This window comes from Paenibacillus sp. DMB5 (assembly GCF_001517085.1).
Taxonomy (GTDB): domain Bacteria; phylum Bacillota; class Bacilli; order Paenibacillales; family Paenibacillaceae; genus Paenibacillus_AQ.
Map to the genome: position 1 here is coordinate 1 of NZ_LRAC01000133.1, position 22,876 is coordinate 22,876.

General features: G+C 52.4%; 21 protein-coding genes. 4 read left to right on the forward strand and 17 right to left on the reverse strand.

The window, feature by feature from the left end:
* The 3 genes from AWJ19_RS20040 to AWJ19_RS20050 all read right to left on the reverse strand — a co-directional run.
* Positions 1-1,189, reverse strand: a 1,189-nt coding sequence (locus AWJ19_RS20040) for a DEAD/DEAH box helicase (protein ID WP_068726431.1), incomplete at its 3' end; no start/stop codon positions are given.
* Between the two features lie 95 nt (positions 1,190-1,284).
* A complete protein-coding gene (locus AWJ19_RS20045; RefSeq protein ID WP_068726432.1) occupies positions 1,285-2,064 on the reverse strand; it encodes an SDR family oxidoreductase in 780 nt (259 codons plus the stop codon).
* A gap of 27 nt (positions 2,065-2,091) precedes the next feature.
* Entirely contained in the window at positions 2,092-2,547 is a 456-nt protein-coding gene (locus AWJ19_RS20050; protein WP_068726433.1) for a chemotaxis protein CheX, read from the reverse strand.
* Between the two features lie 338 nt (positions 2,548-2,885).
* Between AWJ19_RS20050 and AWJ19_RS20055 the strand changes: the two genes are divergently transcribed.
* On the forward strand, positions 2,886-3,788 hold the full coding sequence (locus tag AWJ19_RS20055; protein WP_068726435.1) for a LysR family transcriptional regulator: 903 nt from the start codon (positions 2,886-2,888) through the stop codon (positions 3,786-3,788).
* A gap of 57 nt (positions 3,789-3,845) precedes the next feature.
* Entirely contained in the window at positions 3,846-4,658 is an 813-nt protein-coding gene (locus AWJ19_RS20060) for a histidinol-phosphatase (RefSeq protein WP_068726437.1), read from the forward strand.
* A 97-nt stretch (positions 4,659-4,755) separates the two neighbouring features.
* Here the strand turns inward: AWJ19_RS20060 and AWJ19_RS20065 are convergent, their stop codons facing one another.
* The 8 genes from AWJ19_RS20065 to AWJ19_RS20100 form a co-directional block, all read right to left on the reverse strand.
* The gene (locus tag AWJ19_RS20065; protein ID WP_241781822.1) at positions 4,756-5,493 is read right to left on the reverse strand and encodes an NADPH-dependent oxidoreductase; all 738 of its coding nucleotides are present in this window, start codon (positions 5,491-5,493) and stop codon (positions 4,756-4,758) included.
* A 237-nt stretch (positions 5,494-5,730) separates the two neighbouring features.
* Complete coding sequence (locus AWJ19_RS20070; RefSeq protein ID WP_068726441.1) at positions 5,731-6,279, reverse strand: GNAT family N-acetyltransferase; 549 nt, start codon at positions 6,277-6,279, stop codon at positions 5,731-5,733.
* Between the two features lie 61 nt (positions 6,280-6,340).
* Positions 6,341-7,276 (reverse strand): metallophosphoesterase, encoded by a 936-nt coding sequence (locus tag AWJ19_RS20075; protein WP_068726443.1) that lies wholly within the window; start codon positions 7,274-7,276, stop codon positions 6,341-6,343.
* Positions 7,277-7,296: 20 nt separating this feature from the next.
* Positions 7,297-8,031: an ion channel gene (locus tag AWJ19_RS20080; protein WP_068726445.1), complete on the reverse strand. Its 735-nt coding sequence runs from the start codon at positions 8,029-8,031 to the stop codon at positions 7,297-7,299.
* Between the two features lie 92 nt (positions 8,032-8,123).
* Positions 8,124-8,933, reverse strand: coding sequence for a DUF3891 family protein (locus AWJ19_RS20085; RefSeq protein ID WP_068726447.1), 810 nt, complete (start codon positions 8,931-8,933; stop codon positions 8,124-8,126).
* A 394-nt stretch (positions 8,934-9,327) separates the two neighbouring features.
* Positions 9,328-10,092 carry a succinate dehydrogenase iron-sulfur subunit gene (sdhB, locus tag AWJ19_RS20090; RefSeq protein WP_068726449.1) on the reverse strand — a complete coding sequence of 255 codons (765 nt, stop codon included), beginning with the start codon at positions 10,090-10,092 and terminating at the stop codon, positions 9,328-9,330.
* Between the two features lie 27 nt (positions 10,093-10,119).
* Positions 10,120-11,862, reverse strand: coding sequence for a succinate dehydrogenase flavoprotein subunit (gene sdhA / locus AWJ19_RS20095; RefSeq protein ID WP_068726450.1), 1,743 nt, complete (start codon positions 11,860-11,862; stop codon positions 10,120-10,122).
* Between the two features lie 82 nt (positions 11,863-11,944).
* Positions 11,945-12,610, reverse strand: coding sequence for a succinate dehydrogenase cytochrome b558 subunit (locus AWJ19_RS20100; RefSeq protein WP_068726452.1), 666 nt, complete (start codon positions 12,608-12,610; stop codon positions 11,945-11,947).
* A gap of 433 nt (positions 12,611-13,043) precedes the next feature.
* On the opposite strand from AWJ19_RS20100, the gene AWJ19_RS20105 reads away from it, so the two are divergent.
* Positions 13,044-13,943, forward strand: coding sequence for a LysR family transcriptional regulator (locus tag AWJ19_RS20105; protein ID WP_068726454.1), 900 nt, complete (start codon positions 13,044-13,046; stop codon positions 13,941-13,943).
* 97 nt (positions 13,944-14,040) lie between these two features.
* On the opposite strand, the gene AWJ19_RS20110 is transcribed toward AWJ19_RS20105, so the two are convergent.
* The 5 genes from AWJ19_RS20110 to AWJ19_RS20130 all read right to left on the reverse strand — a co-directional run bounded on the left by AWJ19_RS20110 (position 14,041) and on the right by AWJ19_RS20130 (position 21,282).
* Positions 14,041-15,690, reverse strand: a complete 1,650-nt coding sequence (locus AWJ19_RS20110; protein ID WP_068726456.1) for an ABC transporter substrate-binding protein — start codon at positions 15,688-15,690, stop codon at positions 14,041-14,043.
* A gap of 57 nt (positions 15,691-15,747) precedes the next feature.
* Positions 15,748-16,647 (reverse strand): carbohydrate ABC transporter permease, encoded by a 900-nt coding sequence (locus AWJ19_RS20115; protein WP_068726458.1) that lies wholly within the window; start codon positions 16,645-16,647, stop codon positions 15,748-15,750.
* Positions 16,648-16,661: 14 nt separating this feature from the next.
* Positions 16,662-17,618, reverse strand: a complete 957-nt coding sequence (locus AWJ19_RS20120) for an ABC transporter permease subunit (protein ID WP_241781818.1) — start codon at positions 17,616-17,618, stop codon at positions 16,662-16,664.
* 250 nt (positions 17,619-17,868) lie between these two features.
* Positions 17,869-20,136, reverse strand: a complete 2,268-nt coding sequence (locus tag AWJ19_RS20125; RefSeq protein ID WP_068726459.1) for an AraC family transcriptional regulator — start codon at positions 20,134-20,136, stop codon at positions 17,869-17,871.
* Between the two features lie 45 nt (positions 20,137-20,181).
* Positions 20,182-21,282, reverse strand: a complete 1,101-nt coding sequence (locus AWJ19_RS20130; protein WP_068726461.1) for a rhamnogalacturonan acetylesterase — start codon at positions 21,280-21,282, stop codon at positions 20,182-20,184.
* A 312-nt stretch (positions 21,283-21,594) separates the two neighbouring features.
* Between AWJ19_RS20130 and AWJ19_RS20135 the strand changes: the two genes are divergently transcribed.
* Entirely contained in the window at positions 21,595-22,137 is a 543-nt protein-coding gene (locus AWJ19_RS20135) for a hypothetical protein (RefSeq protein ID WP_068726463.1), read from the forward strand.
* Between the two features lie 60 nt (positions 22,138-22,197).
* Here AWJ19_RS20135 and AWJ19_RS20140 read toward each other — a convergent pair whose 3' ends face one another.
* Positions 22,198-22,869 (reverse strand): TrkA family potassium uptake protein, encoded by a 672-nt coding sequence (locus AWJ19_RS20140; RefSeq protein ID WP_068726465.1) that lies wholly within the window; start codon positions 22,867-22,869, stop codon positions 22,198-22,200.
* Between the last annotated feature and the right edge of the window lie 7 nt (positions 22,870-22,876).

The following is a 22,876-nucleotide window of genomic DNA, read 5'->3' on the forward strand; positions in this document are numbered from 1 at the left end:
CTGGCCGCCCCGAACCCCCGCTGCCTTGGCCGGGCGCCGGTCTGCGGGCTTCATCCGCCGGCAGCACCTTGCCGGCGGACAGGGCCCGTTCCTCGAGCTGAATATCCAGCTCGCGGGCGAACTTGCGCATGATAAACGTCTGCTGCTCGGTGACGATCGTCACCGACAGCCCGCGTTTGCCCATGCGCCCGGTACGGCCGGCCCGGTGCACATAGTGCTCGGCGTCAAAGGCCGGATCGAAGCTGACGACAAGCGTCAGATCTTCGATGTCGAGACCCCGCGCCGCCACGTCGCTGGCGACCAGCACGCGGAACTTGCCGTCCCGGAATTTGGCCAGCACGTTGCTGCGCGTAACCTTGTCGGCATCGCCGTACAATGCCGCCGCCGTAAGACCAAGATGGTTCAGCTTTGCCTCCACCTCGGCGATGTCCTCCGTTGCATTAACAAACACAATCGCCCGTTTCGGATTGTAGTGGCGGATAATCCGGCGCAGCATATCCACCTTGTTCCGTTCCTCTGTCACCACATAATGATGCTCCAGCGTCTGGGCGGTCATTACGCCCGGGTCAATGCCGATCTCGGCCGGGTTCTTCATCTCCCGCGCGGCCAGTGCTTTTGTCTCCGGGCCGATGGTCGCAGACAGCATGACCAGCTGGCGGGTACGCAGCGCGCTGCTGACAATCTTGGCCACCTCGCCGGCTCCGCTTAGCTGGAACATCTGGTCAGCCTCGTCAATGACAATCGTGCTGACCTCGTGCATCTTGAGCTTGCGCAGGCCGATCAGCTCGCGGATGCGTCCCGGTGTGCCGACAACAAGCTGCGGATGCTCGCGCAGCTTGTCAATCTGGCGTTTGATCGCCGCTCCGCCAATAAGCCCCATCACCTTGATGCCGCGGTGATCGCCGTACCGCTCCGCCTCGCGGAGAATCTGCATGGCCAGCTCCTGGGTCGGGGCCAGCACCAGCTTTTGCACCACTCTCTGCTCCGGGTTAATCCCTTGAAGCAGCGGCAGCAGGTAAGCCAGCGTCTTGCCTGTTCCGGTCTGGGAAGCGGCAAGCACGTCCCTGCCTTCCAGCAGCAGCGGGATCGTCTGCTCCTGGACGGGAGACGGGGCGGTAATGCCGAATTCCGACAATCGGGCAACAAGGTCCTCCTGGATGCCGATGGCCGCAAAAGAAGCGTTAGTCATAAGTATGTTTCATCCTTTTCGCTAAGTAATATCTTCATTATATGCCAAAAAGGCCTCTCCACCAAATGGAAGGCCATTTCCTTGTAAATACACCTCTATTTACGGTTCATTGCGTTATAAGTCAGCTTGTCTGCCAAGCGGGGGAACAAACCGTACAGCCGGATGCCGAAGCCGGCAATTCCGGGAAGATCGATTTCTTCCTTGCGCTTCTCCATCAGCTTGACGATTCTGGCGGAGACATACTCGGGGGTCATCATCATCCGGGCCACATTCTTCTGGTAATTGCCGGAGGGATCTGCCGTCTTGAAGAAGTCGGTCGCAATCGGTCCCGGATTGACCGCAGATACGGTGATTCCGCTCTTGCGAAGCTCCTGGCGCAGGGCATTGGTGAAGCCCAGCACGGCATGCTTGGTCGCCGTGTAGGCAACCGACCGGGCTGTGCCGATTTTGCCGGCCATTGAGGCTACATTGACAATCTGCCCGCTGCCCCGTTGCAGCATATGAGGAACAACCGCCTTGGTACAGCGGACGATGCCCATATAGTTGACGTCCATCATATCATCGAACTCCTGCGGCTCCATCTCGGTGAATCCCGCGAATTTGCCGTAGCCGGCGTTGTTCAGCAGAATATCAATTCTGCCGTATGCCGCCAGGATTTCAGTGAACACCCGTGCCACTTCAGTTTCGTCAGTAACATCGCAGATATACAATCCAAAAACGCCCGGAATTCCGGCCGCCGTCTCTTTCAGCTTCTTCTCCGAACGGGCCAGCAGAACGGGAACCGCTCCCTTGGCGCTGAGCATCCGGGCAGTAATGGCTCCGATCCCGCTTGAAGCTCCTGTAATTACAACAATCTTGTCTTTAAGCTGTTGCATGAATATCTTTCAGCTCCTAAAGTCCGCCTAAGAAATCATCACTTGAATATCGAGTTCTCCAATGCCTTCCATCAGCAGCGGGATGCTGAGTGCTCTGCGCGGAACAATAGCCATGCTCTCCAGCTTCATCAGCTTGGGCGGCGTAATATCAACGGATACCCCCTGATTGGAAAGAATCGTACTGGCATTTCCGCTGATCATATTGCCCAGCTCCGAAATGGCACTCTGCCCCATTTCATCCATTTCTGCGATCGGATAGCCGCCCATCATTGCGGATACCATCTTCAGCGCCACATGCTCCTCAAGCCCGAAAATAATATCCCCGCTGAGCTGCCCTGTCATTCCCACCTGAATCCATATATGATTATCGATCAGTTCAATTTCCTTGATGCCCAGATTTCCGGTGGATGGCGAGACCTGAACCACCTGCTCAATTACAATGCGTGCAGACTCTAGAAATGGATTGATTACTTCTGCTTTCATGAAAGTGCTGTCCCCCCTCTACCTGGCTTTAGTCATATACCAAAAGTCCTAAGCGATAATGATTAATTATACTTCATATATCGGCATTATTCACCAAAAATTAATGCTCTTGTCGAAGGAATTCAAAAGATAGTTTTATGCCCCGCATTGCCCTGCCGGAGGTAATCTCCTATAATTTAATCAAATGCCAACACTCCGCGTAAGATAAGCCTGTTTAAAACATCAATTTCCCTGTACAGCATTTCAGATTAATTATCCTGCGAGAACGCCCGGTTTCCACACTATATAACAATTCAGCTATTCGGCGAACGATTCGGTAGGCAAAAGGGGGCACATCTATGAACATTAGCCAGCTGGAGACACTGATCACAATCTCCAAGACGATGAGCTTTCGCAAGGCAGGGGAACTGCTTAACCTGACCCAGCCGGCAGTTTCGGCACAGATCAAAAGTCTGGAGGAAGAGTTCAAAACACAGCTTGTAGACCGGAACCAGCCGGTTACCCTGACGGACAGGGGCAAAGTATTCCTTACGCATGCAGAGAAGATTGTGGGCATCGTGGAGGAGCTGAAGCAGCGGCTTGCCGATCTGGACGAGAATCCCCAGGGACATATTATTCTCGGAACGACCACCTCCATTGCAATACAGATTCTGCCGCGCATCCTGTCCTATTTTCAGGACCAGTTCCCGCATATCAAAACCTCGATTTCCTCCATGTCCTCATCGCAGATCTATCAGCAGGTGGAGAACGGGATTGTCGATGTCGGCATCGGCTACCTGATCGGGCAAAATCCGGGAATGACGACTTCGGTGCTGTATTATGACACCTTTGAGCTGGTAGTATCACCAAGGCATCCGCTGGCCCAGATGAAAACAGCGGGCATTGAAGCGCTCGGCACCACACCGCTTATTCTGCTCTCTCCTGATACGGTCGGCCGCAGATTCGTCGATGATGTACTGGCCAGGCACGGCATCCAGCCTCAGGTTATCATGGAGCTGACGAGCAGCGAGGAAGTGAAGCGGATGGTCGAGCTTGATCTTGGCGCAGCCGTTATTTCCAAGCAGTCTGTAACGGCCGAGGTCCGCAATGGAACACTCAAAATTGTCCCGATTATCGAGCTGGAGGTTACTCATCCCGTAGGTGTCATAACCAAATCAGGCAAATATGTCAATTCAGCCATGCGCCAGTTTCTAAGCGATCTGAAGGGCATGCCGGAAACCCAGTTCATCGGTTCAGAATAAACGGTATGATGTACTGCTGACGTACACACACTATGGCCAAAGGAGATGTCCACACATATGAAGTTCGACCTGCACACCCATCATTTCCGCTGCGGCCATGCCGACGGAACCATCAGGGATTATGTAGAGGCCGGAATCGCCGCCGGTCTTAGCGTTATCGGAATTTCCGACCATACCCCATACTTCGGTCACAAGGCGGAGCAGGCCTTTCCCCATATCGCCATGGCTAAATCGGAGATTGTAAACTATATAGAAGAAGTACTGTACCTGCAAAAAGAATACGCCGGCAAAATTGACGTCCTGCTCGGCATTGAATCGGATTATTTCCCCGAGCATGCAGAATTGTACAGGGCTACGCTGGCCGCCTACCCTTTTGACTATGTAATTGGCTCCGTACATAGCGTTCACGGCGTCAGCATATTTAATAAGAGCCGCTGGAAAAAGCTCGGCCAGCAGCAGAGGCAGGCCGTCAAAGCGGAATATTACCGGCTGATCGCTGATTCCGCCCGCAGCGGCATGTTCCAGATTCTCGGCCATATCGATGCGATGAAGGGCAACTATCCGGAGTTCTGTGATATTCCTGCTGCCGCAGAGATTGATGAAACACTTCGGGTCATCGGGGAATGCGGAACCGCAATTGAGATCAATACCTCCGGAGGCACGAAGCTGTGCGGCGGCTGGTATCCTTCGGATGACATTCTGGAGCGTGCCCTGCACTACGGCGTAAAGGTCAGCTTCGGCTCTGATGCGCATAAGCCTTCCCGGGTAGCCGACCAGCGGGGTGCTGTAGAAGCACGGCTGAAGGAAATCGGCTTTAAAGAGTGGGTGTATTACAAGCGGCGTGAACAGATTGCCGTACCTATTGAATAATTGACCACTCTTTGTCAAAAAAAAGCACCGCAGCAACAAAGGCTCCAGGGCAGCGTATCTGCTGCCCTGACTGTCCTTTAATGCTGCGGTGCTCTGTTTATTTCTGCAGATTGCTGCAGATAAAGCCCTGCTTAGGAAGGGTCTTACCGGCATCCCCGTACTGCGGATTCAGCGCATAGAAGTGGGCGATGACCGCGCTCCAGTCCCGCTCCGTCTGGCCGGCCGACTTCAGATACTCCCGGAATTCCGCATTGTACTGACGGATGCTCCCTTCAAGCTCGCGGTTATAACGTTCTTCATGGTACACGGCCTCCAGGGGCAGACGCGGCTTCTTGGGCAGCTCCTCACCGGGGTAGCCGATACACAGACCGACTACCGGGAATACAAACTCCGGCAGCTCCAGCAGCTCAATAACCTCCGCGGTATTACGGCGGATGCCGCCGATCGGAATAATGCCAAGCCCCATGGATTCGGCAGCAGCCACTGCACTTTCCAGCGCAATTCCTGCATCGACGGCCCCGACAAGCAGGGCATCGGCATCCGCCGCTGCCTCAAACGGCTGGTCCTCCAGCCCGGCGGCCAGCTTGGTGCGGTAAAAATCCATACAGAACACCAGGAAGACCGGTGCCTCCGCCACATGCTTCTGATTACCGCTCAGCGCTGCAAACTTCTCCCTGCGCTCCTTGTTCTGCACAGCAATGATAGTAACCTGTTGTCCATTAACCCAGGAAGGGGCTGCCTGCGCAGCTTCGATAATCATCCGCAGCTTCTCGGGCTCCACAGGCTTATCCGCATATTTCCGGAACGAACGGTGATTCTTTAGGGTGTTCAGCACTTCATTCAATGGTTGATTCCTCCTAAGGCTGTAATGAACATTATTCTTGTTCCTTATCATAACCCGGCAGCATCGGCAGCCGCCAGTTTTCCGGGCATAAAGCCCAGCTCAGCCCTGCCACAGCTCTACGCACAAAAAAAAATGGACCCGGAGCACCGGGTCCCAACAGCAGTTATATTTTCAAAAGGGGGTCATGTACTTAGTTTAACCGGACACTGTTAGAGTTTGATAACGGCTTTATTTCAATTGTGTAACAATGCTGAACACTTTTATGACATCGCCCGAGCCGTCTGCCACCGGCAGAATCCGGTCCAGGACAAGTCCGTTTTTGAGCATGACCCGCTCGCTTCTCAGGTTGCTGCCGCGGCAGCGCCCCTCCGCCTTCAGCAGGCCCAGCTCCTGCACCGCATACCTCAGCATCAGCCCGACAGCTTCAGTGGTGAAGCCTGCCCCCCACCAGTCCGGATGCAGCATGTAACCTAACACGGCCTTGCCTTCATGCCGGTTCCAGTTCTGCAGGGACACTGTTCCGATCAGGTCCTGCCCGCCTCGGGCATAAATCCCGGCATGCAGGGCACAGGGATCATGGGCATGAATCATCCGCTGGGCCAGTTTGTCCAGAACCGCCTGCTGCGATCCGGCTCCGCAGCGCATCACGATATGCGGCTGAACCTCCGGATGCGAGAGAAGAGCCTTCAGCCTGCCGGCTTCAGCGGGCTGCATCTGCCTAAGTTCAACTGCTGTTCCTTGCCGGGCGGTGAATGATACCGTTTCATAAGTAATCATATAATTCCCTCTCCTCTGCAGTTAATGGCGGTTCAGCAGCTTCGGCCTGATATATACACCGCTAAGCTTGGCGCAGGGTGAGCACCGTCAGCTCCGGCCTGCACAGCAGCCGAAAGGGCATATAGGTTTCGCCGAAGCCCCTGTTCACATAGACCGGCATGGCTTTTGCTGCGGTGTAGTATAAACCGCTTATGTATTTAAGCGAACCGTAAGGCGTATAAGGTGCTCCAATGAACGGCATGCGGATCTGGCCGCCATGGCTGTGTCCCGATAATTGGAGATGAAAGGGATAACCCTCCGCCGTATCGGCATAATCCGGCTCATGCATGAGCAGCACCGTGAACATATCCTCCGGAATGTCCTTCAGTGCAGCGGCAGGATCGGGAGTACCCTTGAGCATGTCCTCCAGTCCGGCAACTGCAATCCGCGCGCCCCCCCGGCTGACCACATAGGACTGATTCCGGAGGACAACAAAACCCGCAGCCTGGAGCAGACGGGTGAGCAGCTCTGTATTTTTATAATCATGATTGCCAAAAATCGCGTATTTACCCAGCGGAGCGGTTAATTCAGCCAGCAGGGCTACCGAATCGTTCAAATCCTCGGCTTCACTGTCCACTATATCCCCGGTGAAGCAGATCATATCCGGCCTGGCTTCCTTAATATGCTTCACCAGCCGTTTCACATCACCGGCATCTTTATTGAAGCCCAGATGGACATCGCTGAAGTGAACAAGCCGGGTACCGGAAAAAGCGGAAGGAAGCTTGCCCAGCGGCAGCTCCAGCTCCGTAACCTCGAGCCAGTTAGGCTCCCCCTGCCAGGCATATCCTCCTGTAAGCAGCCCTGCCCCGAACAGGGTCGCGGTTCCCCGGGCCAGGAACTGGCGGCGGGTGATTTTGCGGCTCCCGGCCTTGCCGGGTTCCGGAGCACCTGAGCGGCGGCCGGCGCCCGGAGGAACCTGTATAATATTGGGAGAAGCCCCGGACGAGTCTCTATTCATAGGGAGATTCTCCTTTCGTACTATTTGGTAGAAGGTGTATCTTCAGCTGTACCAGCCTGCCCAGATTCCTTTTCACTTTTCTCTTCTTCATAGTCTTCGACTGCATCATCAATTTTCACGTCAATTTCAGCCTCAATTTCTTCCTCTGTACCCGGCCCGAGAATTTTGCGGAACAGTCCCAGCATGGACAGGGCATAAGCCACAGTGATGAAACTGAAACTGATCTGCATAATGACAACAAGCCGCGAAGTATTGTCACTCGGTGCCACATCCCCGTAGCCCACCGTTGTAAAGGTAGCAACGCTAAAATAGAGGAAGGTGATCAGCTGGCTGAGCAAATCTTCTCCCAGCCCCTTTCCCTGAAAGGAGGACTGTCCAAACAGCTTATAAATGGATGTATATACGATGGTAAAGAAAAGAATGCAGGTAAAGGCGGCAATACTGATGCGGACCAGCGTCTGCTGCAGCCTGACCTCCTTGTCATTGGATAACTTGATTTCATGAAATATGAACAGGATATAGAACAGCACCGAAGCCAGCACAAACAGCAGAATCAGCGCCCGCAGCCCGCGCTGACCCGGAACAATCGAACCCAGGTCAATCCAGTTCAGCAAATCCTCCGCTGAGATCAGCGCATAAATCAGCACCGGAACGAGCAGTACCGCCTTTCCTACCCACTTCCTTCTGAGCCGGTAGAACAGCAGCGACAGCAGGATTATTACACCCGCATTAAAGGTCCATATCCATCCGGTCACCGCTATCACACTCCTGTTCATTGGAACTTCGTTTCGCACGGTGCCGTTATACACATTAAAGCACTGCGGCAAGTAATGTTCTCCGCGCTTCCCTATGCGCCAGCAGACTCTTCCTCAGGACGCCCGGTCAGCCTAATCCGGCATTCTTCCTCCGGTGTGTCACGGTAGGCGCGGGCAATGCCCTTGGCTGCAATCTCCTGCCGGCTGACCCGGCGCAGCTTGAAGACCGCTTCTACCTCCCGTGTGAACGGGAACGGCTCAAGCATCAGCGCCGATTCATCCTTCCACTCTGCGGTAATGGTCCGGCCTGAAGTAAACTTGAAATCCTCACTGCCGGAAAAGCCGTCTGTCCACCAGGGATGCTCCTCGGATTTGGGGCTTCCCGGCCTGTTGAGCACCATATACAGTGACAGATCGTCGCAGAACTGCAGCAGCCTGGCGTCATAGTACAGCTCATCCTCGCCAATCGGCACATTACGCTGCTCCAGCTCGCGGTGAATGCGGGCTCTGCGCTCTGCCTCATCCTTTTGATATTCCGCAAGCTCCGGATTCTCCTCTCCGGACACTTCAATCAGCCGTTCAAAATGCAGGCTGCACAGCAGTGCACCATAAGATGACACAGCTTCAATCTCATTTAGCCCGCGCCGGTAAAAGGTCAGCTTGGGTACAACGGGAAAATCAATAAAGCTGTAAGGCGAATCCTCCGCATCATTCCAGAAAGGCGTCTCATCCAGATCAATCCAGCCGCGGTCGTGGTTGGCGATAGCCCACAGCACCTCATCCCGGCGTACGGATTCCGGCACCTGCTCCTCTTTGAACCAGGCCGCAAGCTCCCCGGCCAGCCGTCCGTGATCATGCTGCTTAACCATTACAATGAATCCATCCTGCTCTCTACAAATCAACGTCATTCCTCCCCGGTACTCCTTGGCCTGAAAGCGCATTAACTAAGGAGATTATAACATATGGACCTAAATTTGTTTAAGTTTCCCTTATACCCTGCACTGCTTATGTATCTGCGGAATGTATATCATGTACCCGTTATGGCAGCAAAAAGAAACATACAAACATTTACCAGCGTGATGTCTGAGCCGATAATTCACAGAACTGTACCAATCGTACTTTATATAGGCGTTTCCGGCAAAATCTCCCCGCAAAGCGCAGCCTGTTCATGTCCCGAACATATACAAAAAAGCCGTTCCCTGAGGCGGAATTCGCCTTAAGGAACAGCTTAAAACAGCGGTATAGCTGTCTGAACGGCTTCCTTTTTATCAGCCGCCTATGCCCAGTAATATGGAGTTACACACCCAGCCAGCGCTTGAACATATGCTTGGTGGTCTGTTTGTTGATCTCGGCGATTGAGGTGGTCAGCGGAATGCCCTTCGGACAGGCGCGTACGCAGTTCTGCGAGTTACCGCAGCCGTCAATCCCGCCATCCTCCATCAGCGCTTCCAGGCGGTCGTCGGCGTTCATTTCACCCGTAGGGTGGGCGTTGAACAGCCGTACCTGGGAAATGGCAGCCGGCCCGATGAAATTGGTTTTCTCGTTAACGTTCGGGCAAGCCTCCAGGCAGACACCGCAGGTCATGCATTTGGACAGTTCATAAGCCCACTGGCGTTTTTTCTCGGCCATCCGCGGTCCCGGACCCAGATCATACGTACCGTCAATCGGAATCCATGCTTTGACGCGCTTGAGCGCATTGAACATCCGGCTGCGGTCGATAACGAGGTCGCGCACTACCGGAAAGGTCTTCATCGGCTCAATCCGCACCGGCTGCTCCAGATTGTCGATCAAAGCTGCGCAGGCCTGGCGCGGCTTGCCGTTGATGACCATCGAGCAGGCGCCGCACACTTCCTCCAGACAGTTGGAGTCCCAGCAGATCGGAACCGTGCTGTCGCCGCTGGCGTTGACCGGGTTACGCTGGATTTCCATTAAAGCGCTGATTACGTTCATCCCCGGCCGGTAAGCCAGCTCAAATTCCTCTGTATAGGGCGAGCTCTCCGGTGCGTCCTGGCGGGTAATGATAAATTTCACGTTTTTGGGAGCTGCAGCTGTTTCCGCCATATCGGTTACCTCCTAAAAGTTTTATGCTTAATCTTTGGAATAGTCACGCACCCGCGGCGGGATCAGCGAGACATCCACTTCCTCGTAGGAAATTTTCGGGCCGTCAGGTGTCCAGGTTGCTTTGGTCGTCTTGAGGAACTCCTCATCGTTACGGTTCGGGAATTCCGGCTTGTAGTGGGCTCCGCGGCTCTCATTGCGCAGCAGCGCCCCCAGCGTCATCGCCTCGGCCAGCTCCAGCATGTTCCACAGCTGGCGGGTGAAGGCTACACCCTGGTTGTTCCAGCGTGAAGTATCACTCATATTAATGCGGCCGTAACGCTCCTTGAGCTCTTTAATTTTGCCGATGGTCGCTTCAAGCCGTTTGTTCTCGCGCACCACGGTCATGTTGGCAGTCATCCATTCACCCAGCTCTTTGTGGATCACATAGGCGTTTTCTGTACCGGACATGCCGAGCAGAGTCTCGTATTTGCCAACCTGCTGCTTATGGAAGCTGTCGAATACACTGGACGGAATATCCTGGACGGATTTCTTAAGCCCTTTAATATATTCCACGGCCTTCGGCCCCGACACCATACCGCCGTAGATCGCCGAGACGAGCGAGTTCGCGCCTAGACGGTTCGCGCCGTGATACTGGTATTCACATTCGCCTGCGGCGAATAGTCCCGGAATGTTAGTCATCTGGTTATAATCGACCCACATGCCGCCCATGGAGTAGTGGACCGCCGGGAAAATCTTCATCGGAATCTTGCGCGGATCATCACCCATGAACTTCTCATAGATTTCGATAATGCCGCCCAGCTTGACATCAAGCTCTTTAGGGTCCTTGTGCGACAGATCAAGGTAGACCATATTTTCCCCGTTAATGCCCAGGCCCTGATCCACACATACGTTGAAAATCTCACGGGTCGCAATATCACGCGGCACCAGGTTTCCGTAGGACGGATATTTCTCCTCCAGGAAGTACCATGGCTTGCCGTCCTTGTAGGTCCAGATGCGTCCGCCTTCACCGCGCGCCGATTCCGACATCAGCCGCAGCTTGTCGTCGCCCGGAATTGCCGTCGGATGGATCTGGATGAATTCCCCGTTGGCATAATGCACACCCTGCTGATAGACCGCACTGGCTGCAGTTCCTGTATTGATAACCGAGTTGGTTGTTTTGCCAAAAATAATCCCCGGACCGCCGCTGGCCAGAATAACCGCATCGGACGGGAAGGTCTGAATTTCCATCGTCTTCAGGTTCTGTGCGCTAATGCCGCGGCAGACGCCCGCATCGTCGAGAATAACCGAGAGGAACTCCCAGTTCTCGCTCTTGGTCACAAGGCCTTCGGCCTCCCAGCGGCGTACCTGCTCATCAAGCGCGTACAGCAGCTGCTGGCCGGTGGTCGCCCCCGCAAAAGCCGTCCGGTGGCGTTTCGTACCCCCGAAGCGGCGGAAATCGAGCAGCCCCTCCGGCGTGCGGTTGAACATAACACCCATCCGGTCCATCAGGTGGATGATTCCCGGCGCCGCCTCACACATCGCCTTGACCGGAGGCTGGTTCGCCAGGAAGTCACCGCCGTAGACGGTATCGTCAAAATGCTCCCAGGGCGAGTCGCCCTCACCTTTTGTATTGACAGCTCCGTTGATGCCGCCTTGTGCACAGACCGAGTGCGATCTTTTGACGGGAACGAGAGAGAATAGATGAACATGTGCGCCGGCTTCCGCTGCCTTGATGGTAGCCATCAGGCCAGCCAGCCCGCCGCCCACGATAATGATATCGGCTGATGCCATGAGAGTTCCTCCTAAAGTTTTGTAGGGATACATTTAATATAGGTTCATACAAAACCGTCTCTTGTAACAGACCTCCACCCGCTTACAGCAGTGTACGGAGATGCTGTGCGGCACTGGCCGCGGTCTGGAATTCACTGTCACGGAAGGTGAACAGGGAGATCAGGAACATAAAGGTTACGATGACAAAAAGACCGAGACAAAGTATAGAGGACACTCTTTGCGAGCGCGGGCCGACGGTAATTCCCCAGCTGATCAGGAAGGACCACAGGCCGTTGGAGAAGTGGAAGCAGGCAGCAATGATTGCAATCACATAAATCGCCAGCATCAGCGGCTGGGTCGCAATTTCATGCATGACTCCGCCGAGCTCCTCATGTTCAACATTGCCTACGGCGACCTGAAAACGCGTCTCGAACATATGCCAGACAATGAAGATAAAGGTAATGACGCCGCTGATCCGCTGCAGGGTATAACGCCAGTTTCTTTCCAGGTTGAAGCGGTTCAGGTTCGGCTTGGACTGGTATGCGATATACAGCCCGTAAACCCCGTGATACAGCAGCGGAAGCCAGATCCCGAACAATTCCAGGAAGAAGACAAGCGGCAGGCTGTTCAGCCATAGCACACTGTCGGTGAAGCCTGAAGCGCCACCCTCTACTGCCGCGAAATTCGTCATCATGTGTTCGATGAAGAAGAATCCGAGCGGGATAACGCCGAGCAAGGAATGAATCTTTCTGGAATAAAATCCTCTCATGCAAAGTGTCCCCTTTCCGATTAAAACAGCGTTTTCATTAATGAGCATACACCGCCGGGAGTACAGTTGAAACAGGGGAAGAAAGGCCTCGTCAGCTCACCAGACATCTATTTTCACCGTTATCCATTGTTTTCCCGGACTTTGCTCTAACATTCACAATATGTGAATATCTTGTGTCACTTTTTATGTTACTCTTTTTTGTCTTATAAGGGAATTGCAATCTAATTATTAATCGTTATACTATATTTGCATAAGAATATTTTTAATATGATAATAATTCTCATTTAGAGCAGAGATTTCCCGGCTATACTGCCTTTTTGCTATACAGGACAAGCTTGTAGTGGCGGCTATGCTATGAGTAATATCACTTTCATCCATAGACAATGAGCGTACAGTATCAGCATTACCCTAGATTGGTCAAAGGAGAACCCTTATGTTCGATGATTTGGACATTTTTGCCGCGGTTGTAGAGCATTCCAGCCTCAACCGGGCCTCGCGCCAGCTCAATCTGTCCCAGCCTGCCCTTTCACGTAAAATCTCCAAGCTGGAGGAACGCCTTGGCGTTACCCTGTTCAACCGGTTCGGTAAACGGCTGGAGCTGACTGAGGTGGGACGCCTTACTTATACTTATGCGCTTGAACAGCGTCAGCAGCGTTCCAATTTCCTTGAAGCGCTGTCCAAATTCAAGGAAGGCGAGCCGCAGCTCGTCACCCTGGGGGCCAGCCTTACCACCCTGCAGACGACGCTGCCGCCGCTTGTGAACGCCTACATGGAGAAATATCCGGCTGCCGAGCTGAAGCTGGTTACCGGCCGGACGCATGAGATTGTCTCCTCGGTCAGCGAAGGCCGGAGCGATGTCGGCATTGTCGCCTCCTCCATTCAGGAGCCGGGCCTGCGCTGCATTCCGCTGTTTGAGGACCAGCTCCGGCTTGTTGTCTCCGAGCACCATCCCTTGACCCTGAATGCAAAGCTGACGATGGATGACCTCAGCCGGCTGCCGATGATCCTGTTCTCCAAGGGCACCTGGTACCGCCGCATGACCGATGAGCTGTTCCAGCGCTGCGGCACCGATCCTGACGTAAGGATGGAGATTGACTCCTTCGAGGCAATCGTCCGGCTCCTGCCGACAATCAAGGCCGCTGCGCTGCTGCCGAAATCCTACCTGCGTCCGGAGCTGCTGAACGGAGGCGGGCTGGTCTCCCTGCACATCAAGGAGCTGGAGCAGACCCAGCGCACCACCTGCCTGATCTATCCGAGCAGCGGCGGACTGAGCACAGCTGCCCGCTGCCTTGTACAGGTTACAGAGGAAGTGTTCCTCGCAGGCCGTGAGTAAAACGCAAATCCCCGCAGGCCTTCCATATCGCTATGGATCGGCCCGCCGGGGACGGTTTAACTGTGGCGCTGTTCAGTTATACAGGGGTACTCCCGGATTAACGGAACTGGCCTGCATCAATTGCTTTTTGCTTCTCGTCGAGGATTTCCTGGTACCCTGCATCCAGGTAAGTCTTCTTCGCTGCTTCATAGTTGGCGTCAAAGTCAGCTTCCGGTGCCAGTACAATCTTCACATACAGCTCCTGGAAGAGGGTATTAAGGTCTGCTTTGTATTCGTTAACTTTCTCAAGTACAGTAGTGAACATAGCATCCGGTGTACGGAATTCCGCTACTTCGTTATAGTATTTCACCAGATCGTCAGCCAGATATTCATAGCCGGCAGGCGCCCAGTTGCGCAGGTTTGCTTTGAGTGTTTTCTCAGGATCAGGGTACTGGGCGATTTCTGTTACAAGACCCCAGTAGTCTTTGTTGTTGTTCTGGGACAATACAGATTCACCTTTGAAGTCCGGATTCTTAACAGCAATGCCTTCTGCGTCAAGCGTATAGTTCTCGCCTTCAACACCGTTCTGGAACTTGAACAGGTTCTCCGGCTGGCTCAGCCATTCCAGATACATCCACACTGCAGCGCGTTCTTCGTCAGTGGTTTCATAATTGATCCCCATGATGAAGCCGAACGGCCAGTAGGCGCGGCCTTGCGGCTGACGGCCTTCAGGAACTCCTGCAAACGGAGGCACAATAGCGAATTCAGCGTTAGGATCATTGGCCAGTGTTGCCGAAATAACATCCGTATTATTGGTCAGATAGAGGCCGAAGGTACCTGTTTTGCCGGAAACGAATTCCGATTTGATCTTCTGCTCGTCGGTGCGCAGATAGAATTCTTTATCAATAAGTCCGTTGTTGTATTGATAGTTCAGGTTACGCAGCCAGCGCTCAGTATCAGCAGTAGTGAAGTCGGCAACGCTCAGGTCGGAGTATAGTGCACGGTAATTGGCATCAATCGGCCAGTCACGGAATGCATAGTTATAGTTGAAGCTGTTTGCAGTCAAGCTGCCCCCGGTTACACCGAGTCCGGCTTCCTTCCATTTCACGAGCATCTCATTGTACTTCTCAAGGGAAGTCAGGTCCTCAACCTTCATACCGACCTTCTCTACCCAGTCCTTACGGATGATGGTAGTGAAGTTGTCAGCTTCCGGACGTGCTGCGTAGAAGAAAATGTTCTTGTCGTCAACAATACCGTACTGCTTGATGGTCTCACCCATGTTCGCCCAGTAAGTCGGGGCGTAGTTTTCGATCTCAGACCAGTCCAGCGGCTGCATAACATCTTCACCATAGTAAGTAAGCGCTTGCGGCATGTCGTAGTGGAAAATGATATCCGGAGCTTTGTGCGACGCCAGCAGCTGTTCAAAGTCGATAACTTCGCTCTTGCGGGTAATCGGAATGTAGTTAACGTCGATGTTGTACTTGTCGCCGAATTCCTTTTGAACCCAGCGGGTGTAATAGTTGTCTGTGACATTCCAGCCTTCGAACGCACGCTCATAGACCGGGATATCCAGCGTAACCTTTTCTTTGAAGCCTTGTGAATAATCCGGGTATTTCCCTTCGGCAGCAGCGTTTGTAGCTGCCGCTGTCTCTGCAGGGCTGTTAGTGGCCGCGGCATTCTGTTTATTGTTGTTGCCGGAGCATCCGGCCAGCATGCCGGCCGTCATGACCGAGGCCATCATTAATGATACATACCCTTTTTTGTTCATCGCAATTCCCCCAATTATAGTTTTCGTATTGAAGTATTCCTGCTGTGAAACATATAATTACTCTTTGACTGCTCCGAGCATTACACCCTGTACAAAGTATTTCTGGACAAAGGGATAGATGCAGAGAATAGGCAAAGTAGCAAACACAACGACTGAGGCTTTCAGAACTTCAGGATTACTGAGCGTTACCGTAGTGGCTTCGAGCTGGAAGCTCTCACTGGCCTGAATGACCAGATAATACAGCTTGAGCTGCAGCGGCCGCAGATCAGTCGCATGCTTGATATAGAACAAGGCGTCCTGATAGGCGTTCCAGCGTCCAACCGCGTAGAAGAGTGACAGCGTCGCGATAATCGGCTTGGAAAGCGGAATCACAATGTTCCAGAGAATCCGGAAATGTCCGGCACCGTCAATCCGTGCGGATTCCTCCAGGCTGACCGGAATACTGCTCGTCAGAGAGGTTTTCATGATCAGCAGGTTAAATGCACTAAAGGATAGCGGCAGTACCAGTGACCAGATCGTATCCATCAGTCCCAGATTATTGATGTTCATGTAATCCGGAATAATCCCTCCGCTGAAATACATCGTGAACAGGAAGATGAAGGTAATGACCCGGCGGCCCTTGAACTGGGCTCTGGACAGCGGATAAGCTGCGCAGATGGTCAGGATCATCCCCAGAATCGTGAACAGTACGGTTACGATAACCGAGATGTACAGGGACCGGAGGATACTGGCATCGGCAAAAATCTTGCTGTAAGCTTCCAGGGTAAAGCCCTTAGGCCACAGAAAAACCTTATTGGCTATAACGTAGGAATCTGAACTGAGGGATTTGGAGGCCACATGCACGAACGGCAGCAGACACACCAGCGAAGCAACGATCAGACCGAATTTGATCAGCAGATCATAGATATCTATACGCCATTTGCCGGTTGCGGCAGGAGTTACGGTTGATGCTTTCATGGTTCCTCTCCTTTCTATAGTATTCCGTCCTCGCCAAGCTTCTTGGCCAGGCGGTCAGCTGATATGACCAGGATAATCCCGATGACGGACTGGAAGAGCCCGATTGCAGTCGCCCGGCTGAAGTTACCCGATTCAATCCCCCAGCGGTATACGAGAACAGGTATGGTGGTCGTGAATTCAGTAGTCGCCTTATTCTGCAGGGACCAGATCCGTTCGAACGAGCCGTCCATCACTTTCCCCAGACTCATGATCAGCAGCGTTACAATCGTAGCCCGGATGGAAGGAAGCGTAATATTCCATACCTTTCTCCAGCGTCCGGCCCCGTCCACGGTTGCCGCCTCATACATTTCCGGATTGATTCCGCTGATTGCGGCCAGATAGATGATCGTTCCCCAGCCCATGCTGTGCCATACTCCGATGGCCAGATAGCTGACCAGCCAGTTTGTATCCTCCTGCAGGAACGGCACGCGGGTCCCGCCCATCAATTCAATGACATTATTGACGGCACCGCTTCCTTCGCTGAGCAGCTGGTACGCAATCGCCCCGATAATAACCCAGGACAGAAAGTGCGGCAGATACAGCAGCGTCTGGTTTACCCTTTTAAACTTGATGCTCTTTACCTCGTTCAGCATCAGCGCCAGAATGATCGGCATCGTGAAGCTGAATACAAGGTCAAGCACATTGAGCAGCAGCGTATTGCGCACAGCCCGTGTGAAGTCTGGCTTGGAGAAGATCTCCTGAAAGATTTCAAATCCTACCCAGTCACTGCCCCAGAAGCCTCTGGCAATTTTGTAGTCTTTAAAAGCGATTACAAGCCCGGTCATCGGCATGTATTTGAAAACGATTACAAAAGCTAGCGGAAATAATACCAGCAGATACAGCTGCCAGTCACGGCGCAAATAATAGAGCGGGCCGTATTTTTTTCTTAATATAAGAGCCTGATTTGTTTGTGAAGCGCTTGCAGCTTTCAAAGTCTCACCCCCTGCAACATTTTTATCTTTTGGCCGGCTGTGTGATCCGGTGTGAGTCCAATGTATCCCGATTATCCGGTTTTGAAAATCATGAGTATTGATGATTCCCATCAAATTTGATTAGAGCGCGGTATTATCGGCTTTTGCAGCTTGTTTATAATCAAATATGATAGGCATTCCCAAAAATAAAACGCTTTCATTAATAAGAAAAACAAATAAAAACCGCCGGCTGGCGGCCCCGAGGGGGCTCCTAAGAGCCCTTACTCTTGGCCGACTTGTAGCTGCTCGGCGGCATACCTTCATATTTGCGGAAAAAGCGGTTGAAGCTCTGCAGGTTATAGTATCCTACCTCTGCGGCAATCTGTTTAATGGTCAGGTCGGTGTCCAGCAGAAGCTCCTTGGCCTTTTCGATGCGGAGCTGATTCAGGAAATCAATCATGCTTTTACCGGTCTGCTCATACACAATCTTGCGCATATAGGAGTAGCTGATTCCGATTTCTTTTGCCATATCCTCGAAAACAATTTCTTCACGGTAGTGCTCCTTCAAATATTGAACGATCCGTTCCCCGTGATTCGTTTCACCCGGGCTGTGGTCGAGGCTCTGAACGATTTCGCGGAACATTTCATGCAGGTACTCTTCCAGCTCCTCCAGCGTATCCATAGCAGCCAGAATACTGTAGATATTACCTTTGCCTACGATCATTCTTCCCGTACCGATATGATTCTCGCGCAGATGCTTGATCGTCGCTCCCATCAGCTGGTGATAGATGAACATAATATTATCGTACGAAATATTCTCTTCTGCGCTGATCTGGCTGCGGATAGTCTGCAGCTCCTTGAAAATCCCTTCCAGGTTACCGGCGTCCAGGAAATTGAGAATCCGCCGCTCGCTGCAGTCGAAGTCGATATATTTGCGGCTGTGCTCCTCCTCATCCTCCCAGTACATAATGCTTCCGGCCCCGTTGATCATCCGCTGCTTGATCAATTCCATCGCTTCAAACAGCCGCTCGGCTACCATTTCAGGCGCATCCGCCACATCGCTTACCCCTATCGTGACGGTATGCTCCAGCAGCGCAAGTGATTCATCCCGTATCGTTTCCAGCACCTGCTGAATCAGCCCTCTGCCGGCTCCATCCTCATCCGGCGCAAAATTCAGCACGATGACCATGCAGCCGTCGTTATGATAAACCGAACTGGCCAGAATCTGCTCCGGGAACAGACTCTCGTACTTCGTGTTAAGCAGATAACGGTGATAGCTGCGTGTCTCCACATTGGTATTGCCGACATATACCCTGTAACGGTCGATCGAGACAACAACTACCCGGTAGTAAGCTTCAGGAAAAATTTCGTTAATCCGCGGAGGAATTTCGCCGCGCAGCAGACGGTGAACAGCGAGACTCCGGGTATCCTGCTCACGCTCCTGCAGCAGCTGGAACAGGCTCTCCTCCTCCTCCTGCATCCGTTTAAAGGCCATGTCCAGGAAAGCCAGCTCATTTTTGCCTGCCACGTTCAAATCGCTTTTGGAACGTATGGTCTGCACTAGCTGCCGGAGGGGTCTGGACAGCCAGGTGGCAAAAAAGATAGCCAATAAGGTTCCAAGCAAAATAATAGCGCCGGTAAGCAGAATAATATTTCCCTGCATCTCCCGGGAATCGGCCATCATCTCATCCAGTGAGCTCCAGCTGACGTTCCACCATCCGGATAATGCCGAACGGGTCCAGGCATACACCATCCGTTTGCCGTCCAGTTCACGGAACGTGTAGCCTTCGCTTATATTTTGATCCAGCAATTCCCGGAGAAACGGCAGCTCAAAGCCGTCTGACAGCAGCAGTGATTTATCATTGAAGGAGATCACCTTGCCGTCTGCATCCAGAAGCAGATTGCTGCTGTTACCGACCTCTGTGGCATTCAGGTATTTGCCGATCTGGCTTTCCTTCATATTGACTACAATTATTCCGTGTGTGTTGGACGACAGCCGGTTAAGCGGATACACATAGGAAACGACATTCTCGCCCGAATCCAGCTTGCGGGGAACCCATACACCGCTGATCCCCCTCTGGCCCTCAAGGGCCTCCTTCACCCAGTCCATCGCCTCATAGCGTTCCAGCTTGGTCACACTCTTGTCCGTAGAAACTACATAATCGGAACCCTCCAGATAAAAGTAGGAAGAGGATACGCCATCTACACGGCGGTTCAGATTGAGCAGTTCGTTCGTTACATCCTTGCCGCGGCTGTAATTATTAAAGCTGGAATTAATCTCGTCGTACGTCTCGAAGCTGCGGATCCGGTCAAACACACTCGTTGCCGCCAGACGTGACGTGTCCTGGGCCAAATTGGCCAGGGCATTTTCATTCAGCTTGCGGTTGGCATTAAGTCCGGCAAGCGTTGATTCCCCGATGGCTGCCTCTGAGTTCTCAATAATCTGCGACCCGCTGTACCAGGTAAGGATGGCCGTGGGAATAGCCATGATACAGAACAGAATTAACGCTAGCTGCAGCATCATCGGTATTTTTTTCATAGTGTGCCCCCCTTAATCTCTAATCCCTGCAGATGACTACAGCAGCTATCTGAGGAACATAATGAGCTTTTGCAGTCCAAGCTCCCTTATTCCCTGAACCACCAGCTCAGCTATGCGCAGGCTGCCGCGCTCCTGGAAATGCGTATTGTCAACGGTACCGCCGGGATGGTTCATCCATTCCCCGGGCGCTCCCCACAGAAAAATCGACTTGGTTGCCTCCGGCCCAGCCTCTTCAAACAGGCGTCTGCTCTTCTCGGCCAGGTCAATCAGCGGAACCGCTTCCTCCTCAGCCAGCTTTCTTACAGCTTCCAGATAGGCTCCGTGTGTGTCTGTCAGCTTGCCTGCAGCATCGAAATACCGGCGGTGCACAGAAGTGACCAGCACAGGGATCGCCTTCCTGGCCCGCGCACCTTCAATATACTGGCGCAGATGCTCCGGATAGGTTGTGAGCGGATCAGTATGGCGGGCCTCATCCCATTTCTGGTCGTTATGCCCGAACTGGATGAACAAATAATCGCCTTCCTTGATCTCGTCCAGAATGGGCTGAAGCCGGTTTTCCCCGATAAAGCTTTTGGAGCTGCGGCCTCCCACAGCATGATTGGCAACCGTGACATCATGCTTGAAAAAGTATTGGAGCATCTGCCCCCAGCCGGAGAACGGAAAGCCCTTTTCATCGCCGACATCCGTCACTGTTGAATCGCCGGCCAGATATACCGTGATCTGCTCACTTGTCTTCGTGATTTCCAGTGCGTTGATCCTTGGGGCAACTCCGCCGAATCTCAGCTTCAGCTGGCCTCCGCGCACGTTAACACCGAACAGCTCACGGGAGACCTGACCGGTGACTGTGCGGTAATTGTTAAGAATCAGCCTTTCACCGTTAGTCTTCAATGTCGTGCAGGACGGCGCCGCCTCATCCCCTGTAAGAATAGAGACAATATAGTTCCCGTCTTCCACGTCCGCCACAAACGCCGTATTAAAAGGTATAACAAAATCTCCGGCAAGCGGCTCTTCCCCCCGGACATGCTCCGTTACTTGTGACACATCTGTAAAGCCATACCCTTTTCCGGCATCGTAGCTGTCTGCAGCGGACACTTTGGTATATCCTTCTGCTGCTCCGGCAGCTCCAAAATCAAAACGCAAGCTCATGTTACTTCCCCCTACTTTAATTTAGATGAAATTTTAAACGCTTACAAGTTATATTGTGGAAACCGTTAAACATTGGCAAGCTTACAGTTATTTTAACATTACAAGAATCAGTTAATATATATCTTCAGTGAAATTTCTCGAAAAAATTTTGTGAAAACAAATAAATACCAATTAAAAAATAATTAAAATGTTGAAAACGGACATTTTTTAGAAACATTAAATATTATCCATTTGTGACATTTTTATTTTGAATATGAGCACGAGTCATCTATCATTTAGTAACTATTGACTAGCAGACAAGGAGTTTGTGACATGAAACTTATCTATCCCCTGATCATTGTGGCGGCATTTATTCTGTCAGGCTGTACCCTGGTTCTGGACACCACGTCCGATTCCATAGACACCCCTCTATATGCAGGCAAGGCCTTGAATGTAGCCGTTATAGGAGAAGCACCGTCCGTCAGAGAACGGCAGGTAGTGTTCTCTGCTGTTACCATGGATGAGATATACGATAACAGCCGATCACTGTCAGCCGAATATGACGCTGTATTCATTATGAAGGAGCATTTATCTGAAGCTGCGGACGCCCGGTATGCGGAGGTGTATCAGAGCGCGGGTATTCCGTTCTTTTTTATCGAGTCGGAGAAATCCTATGTGCCGTTTATTCTTGAAGATGTTGCCTATGAGGACGTTCCGGACATGAACAACGGGATGTATGCGACGGGGTATTTGAATTTAGAAGGCAAAGCCCAGGTATGGGCCACCGGACTCTACAATGACAAGGTCAACCGCACTAATATCAAATCTGCCTATTCGTCGGTATTCGAAGCCGTTAATAATTGGCCGGTAAAATAAAAAAGCCAAGACGGGAGTCCAGGCTTACAGTGTATTATAGCTATTGCTCTATCTTTCCTTTTAATCCGCGTTAACCGCCCCGTCTTCAAACTCCTCGATACTCTCATTGGAGCCGATGACAACCATAATATCTCCCTGGCTTACATAATCATGGGCAGTAGGGGCAACGATAATTCCGTCTTTGCGGTTGAGGGCGATGATGCTGCAGCCGTATTTGGCACGGGTGTTCAGCTCAGAGAGGCTTTTTCCGTCCATACAGGAGGGAACGGTCAGCTCGACGATTTTGTAGTCCTTGGAAATCTCGATATAATCCAGCAGATGGGGAGTAACCAGCTGATGCGCTACACGGATACCCATATCCCTTTCCGGAAAAATAACCCGGTCCACGCCTAGCTTGGATAGCGCACGCCCGTGGAGGATCGTAATCGCCTTCGCAACCACTTGCTTTACTCCCAATTCCTTCAGCAGAATCGCCGTCAAAATACTCCGCTCCATATTGTCCCCGATGGCAACAATCCCGCAGTCGAAATTGCGTACACCCAAAGAACGCATGATGCCTTCATCAGTCGCATCTGCCATGACCGCATGGGTCAGCTGCCCATTCATTTCCTCTACACGATCTTCCAGATGGTCGATTCCGAGCACCTCGTAGCCCATAGCCATCAGCTCAAGCGCCAGACTGGAGCCGAAACGGCCGAGGCCGATCACAACAAACTGCTGTGCTTTTAACATCACTTTA

Bases quoted from the DNA above. Each gene is read 5' to 3' on its own strand.
- AWJ19_RS20050 (WP_068726433.1), bottom strand. From the start codon at position 2,547: ATGAAAGCAGAAGTAATCAATCCATTTCTAGAGTCTGCACGCATTGTA.
- AWJ19_RS20075 (WP_068726443.1), bottom strand. From the start codon at position 7,276: ATGAATAGAGACTCGTCCGGGGCTTCTCCCAATATTATACAGGTTCCT.
- AWJ19_RS20110 (WP_068726456.1), bottom strand. From the start codon at position 15,690: ATGAACAAAAAAGGGTATGTATCATTAATGATGGCCTCGGTCATGACG.
- AWJ19_RS20125 (WP_068726459.1), bottom strand. From the start codon at position 20,136: ATGAAAAAAATACCGATGATGCTGCAGCTAGCGTTAATTCTGTTCTGT.
- AWJ19_RS20140 (WP_068726465.1), bottom strand. From the start codon at position 22,869: ATGTTAAAAGCACAGCAGTTTGTTGTGATCGGCCTCGGCCGTTTCGGC.
- AWJ19_RS20100 (WP_068726452.1), bottom strand. From the start codon at position 12,610: ATGAGAGGATTTTATTCCAGAAAGATTCATTCCTTGCTCGGCGTTATC.
- AWJ19_RS20055 (WP_068726435.1), top strand. From the start codon at position 2,886: ATGAACATTAGCCAGCTGGAGACACTGATCACAATCTCCAAGACGATG.
- sdhB (WP_068726449.1), bottom strand. From the start codon at position 10,092: ATGGCGGAAACAGCTGCAGCTCCCAAAAACGTGAAATTTATCATTACC.
- AWJ19_RS20135 (WP_068726463.1), top strand. From the start codon at position 21,595: ATGAAACTTATCTATCCCCTGATCATTGTGGCGGCATTTATTCTGTCA.
- AWJ19_RS20070 (WP_068726441.1), bottom strand. From the start codon at position 6,279: ATGATTACTTATGAAACGGTATCATTCACCGCCCGGCAAGGAACAGCA.
- AWJ19_RS20060 (WP_068726437.1), top strand. From the start codon at position 3,846: ATGAAGTTCGACCTGCACACCCATCATTTCCGCTGCGGCCATGCCGAC.
- AWJ19_RS20045 (WP_068726432.1), bottom strand. From the start codon at position 2,064: ATGCAACAGCTTAAAGACAAGATTGTTGTAATTACAGGAGCTTCAAGC.
- AWJ19_RS20115 (WP_068726458.1), bottom strand. From the start codon at position 16,647: ATGAAAGCATCAACCGTAACTCCTGCCGCAACCGGCAAATGGCGTATA.
- sdhA (WP_068726450.1), bottom strand. From the start codon at position 11,862: ATGGCATCAGCCGATATCATTATCGTGGGCGGCGGGCTGGCTGGCCTG.
- AWJ19_RS20105 (WP_068726454.1), top strand. From the start codon at position 13,044: ATGTTCGATGATTTGGACATTTTTGCCGCGGTTGTAGAGCATTCCAGC.
- AWJ19_RS20130 (WP_068726461.1), bottom strand. From the start codon at position 21,282: ATGAGCTTGCGTTTTGATTTTGGAGCTGCCGGAGCAGCAGAAGGATAT.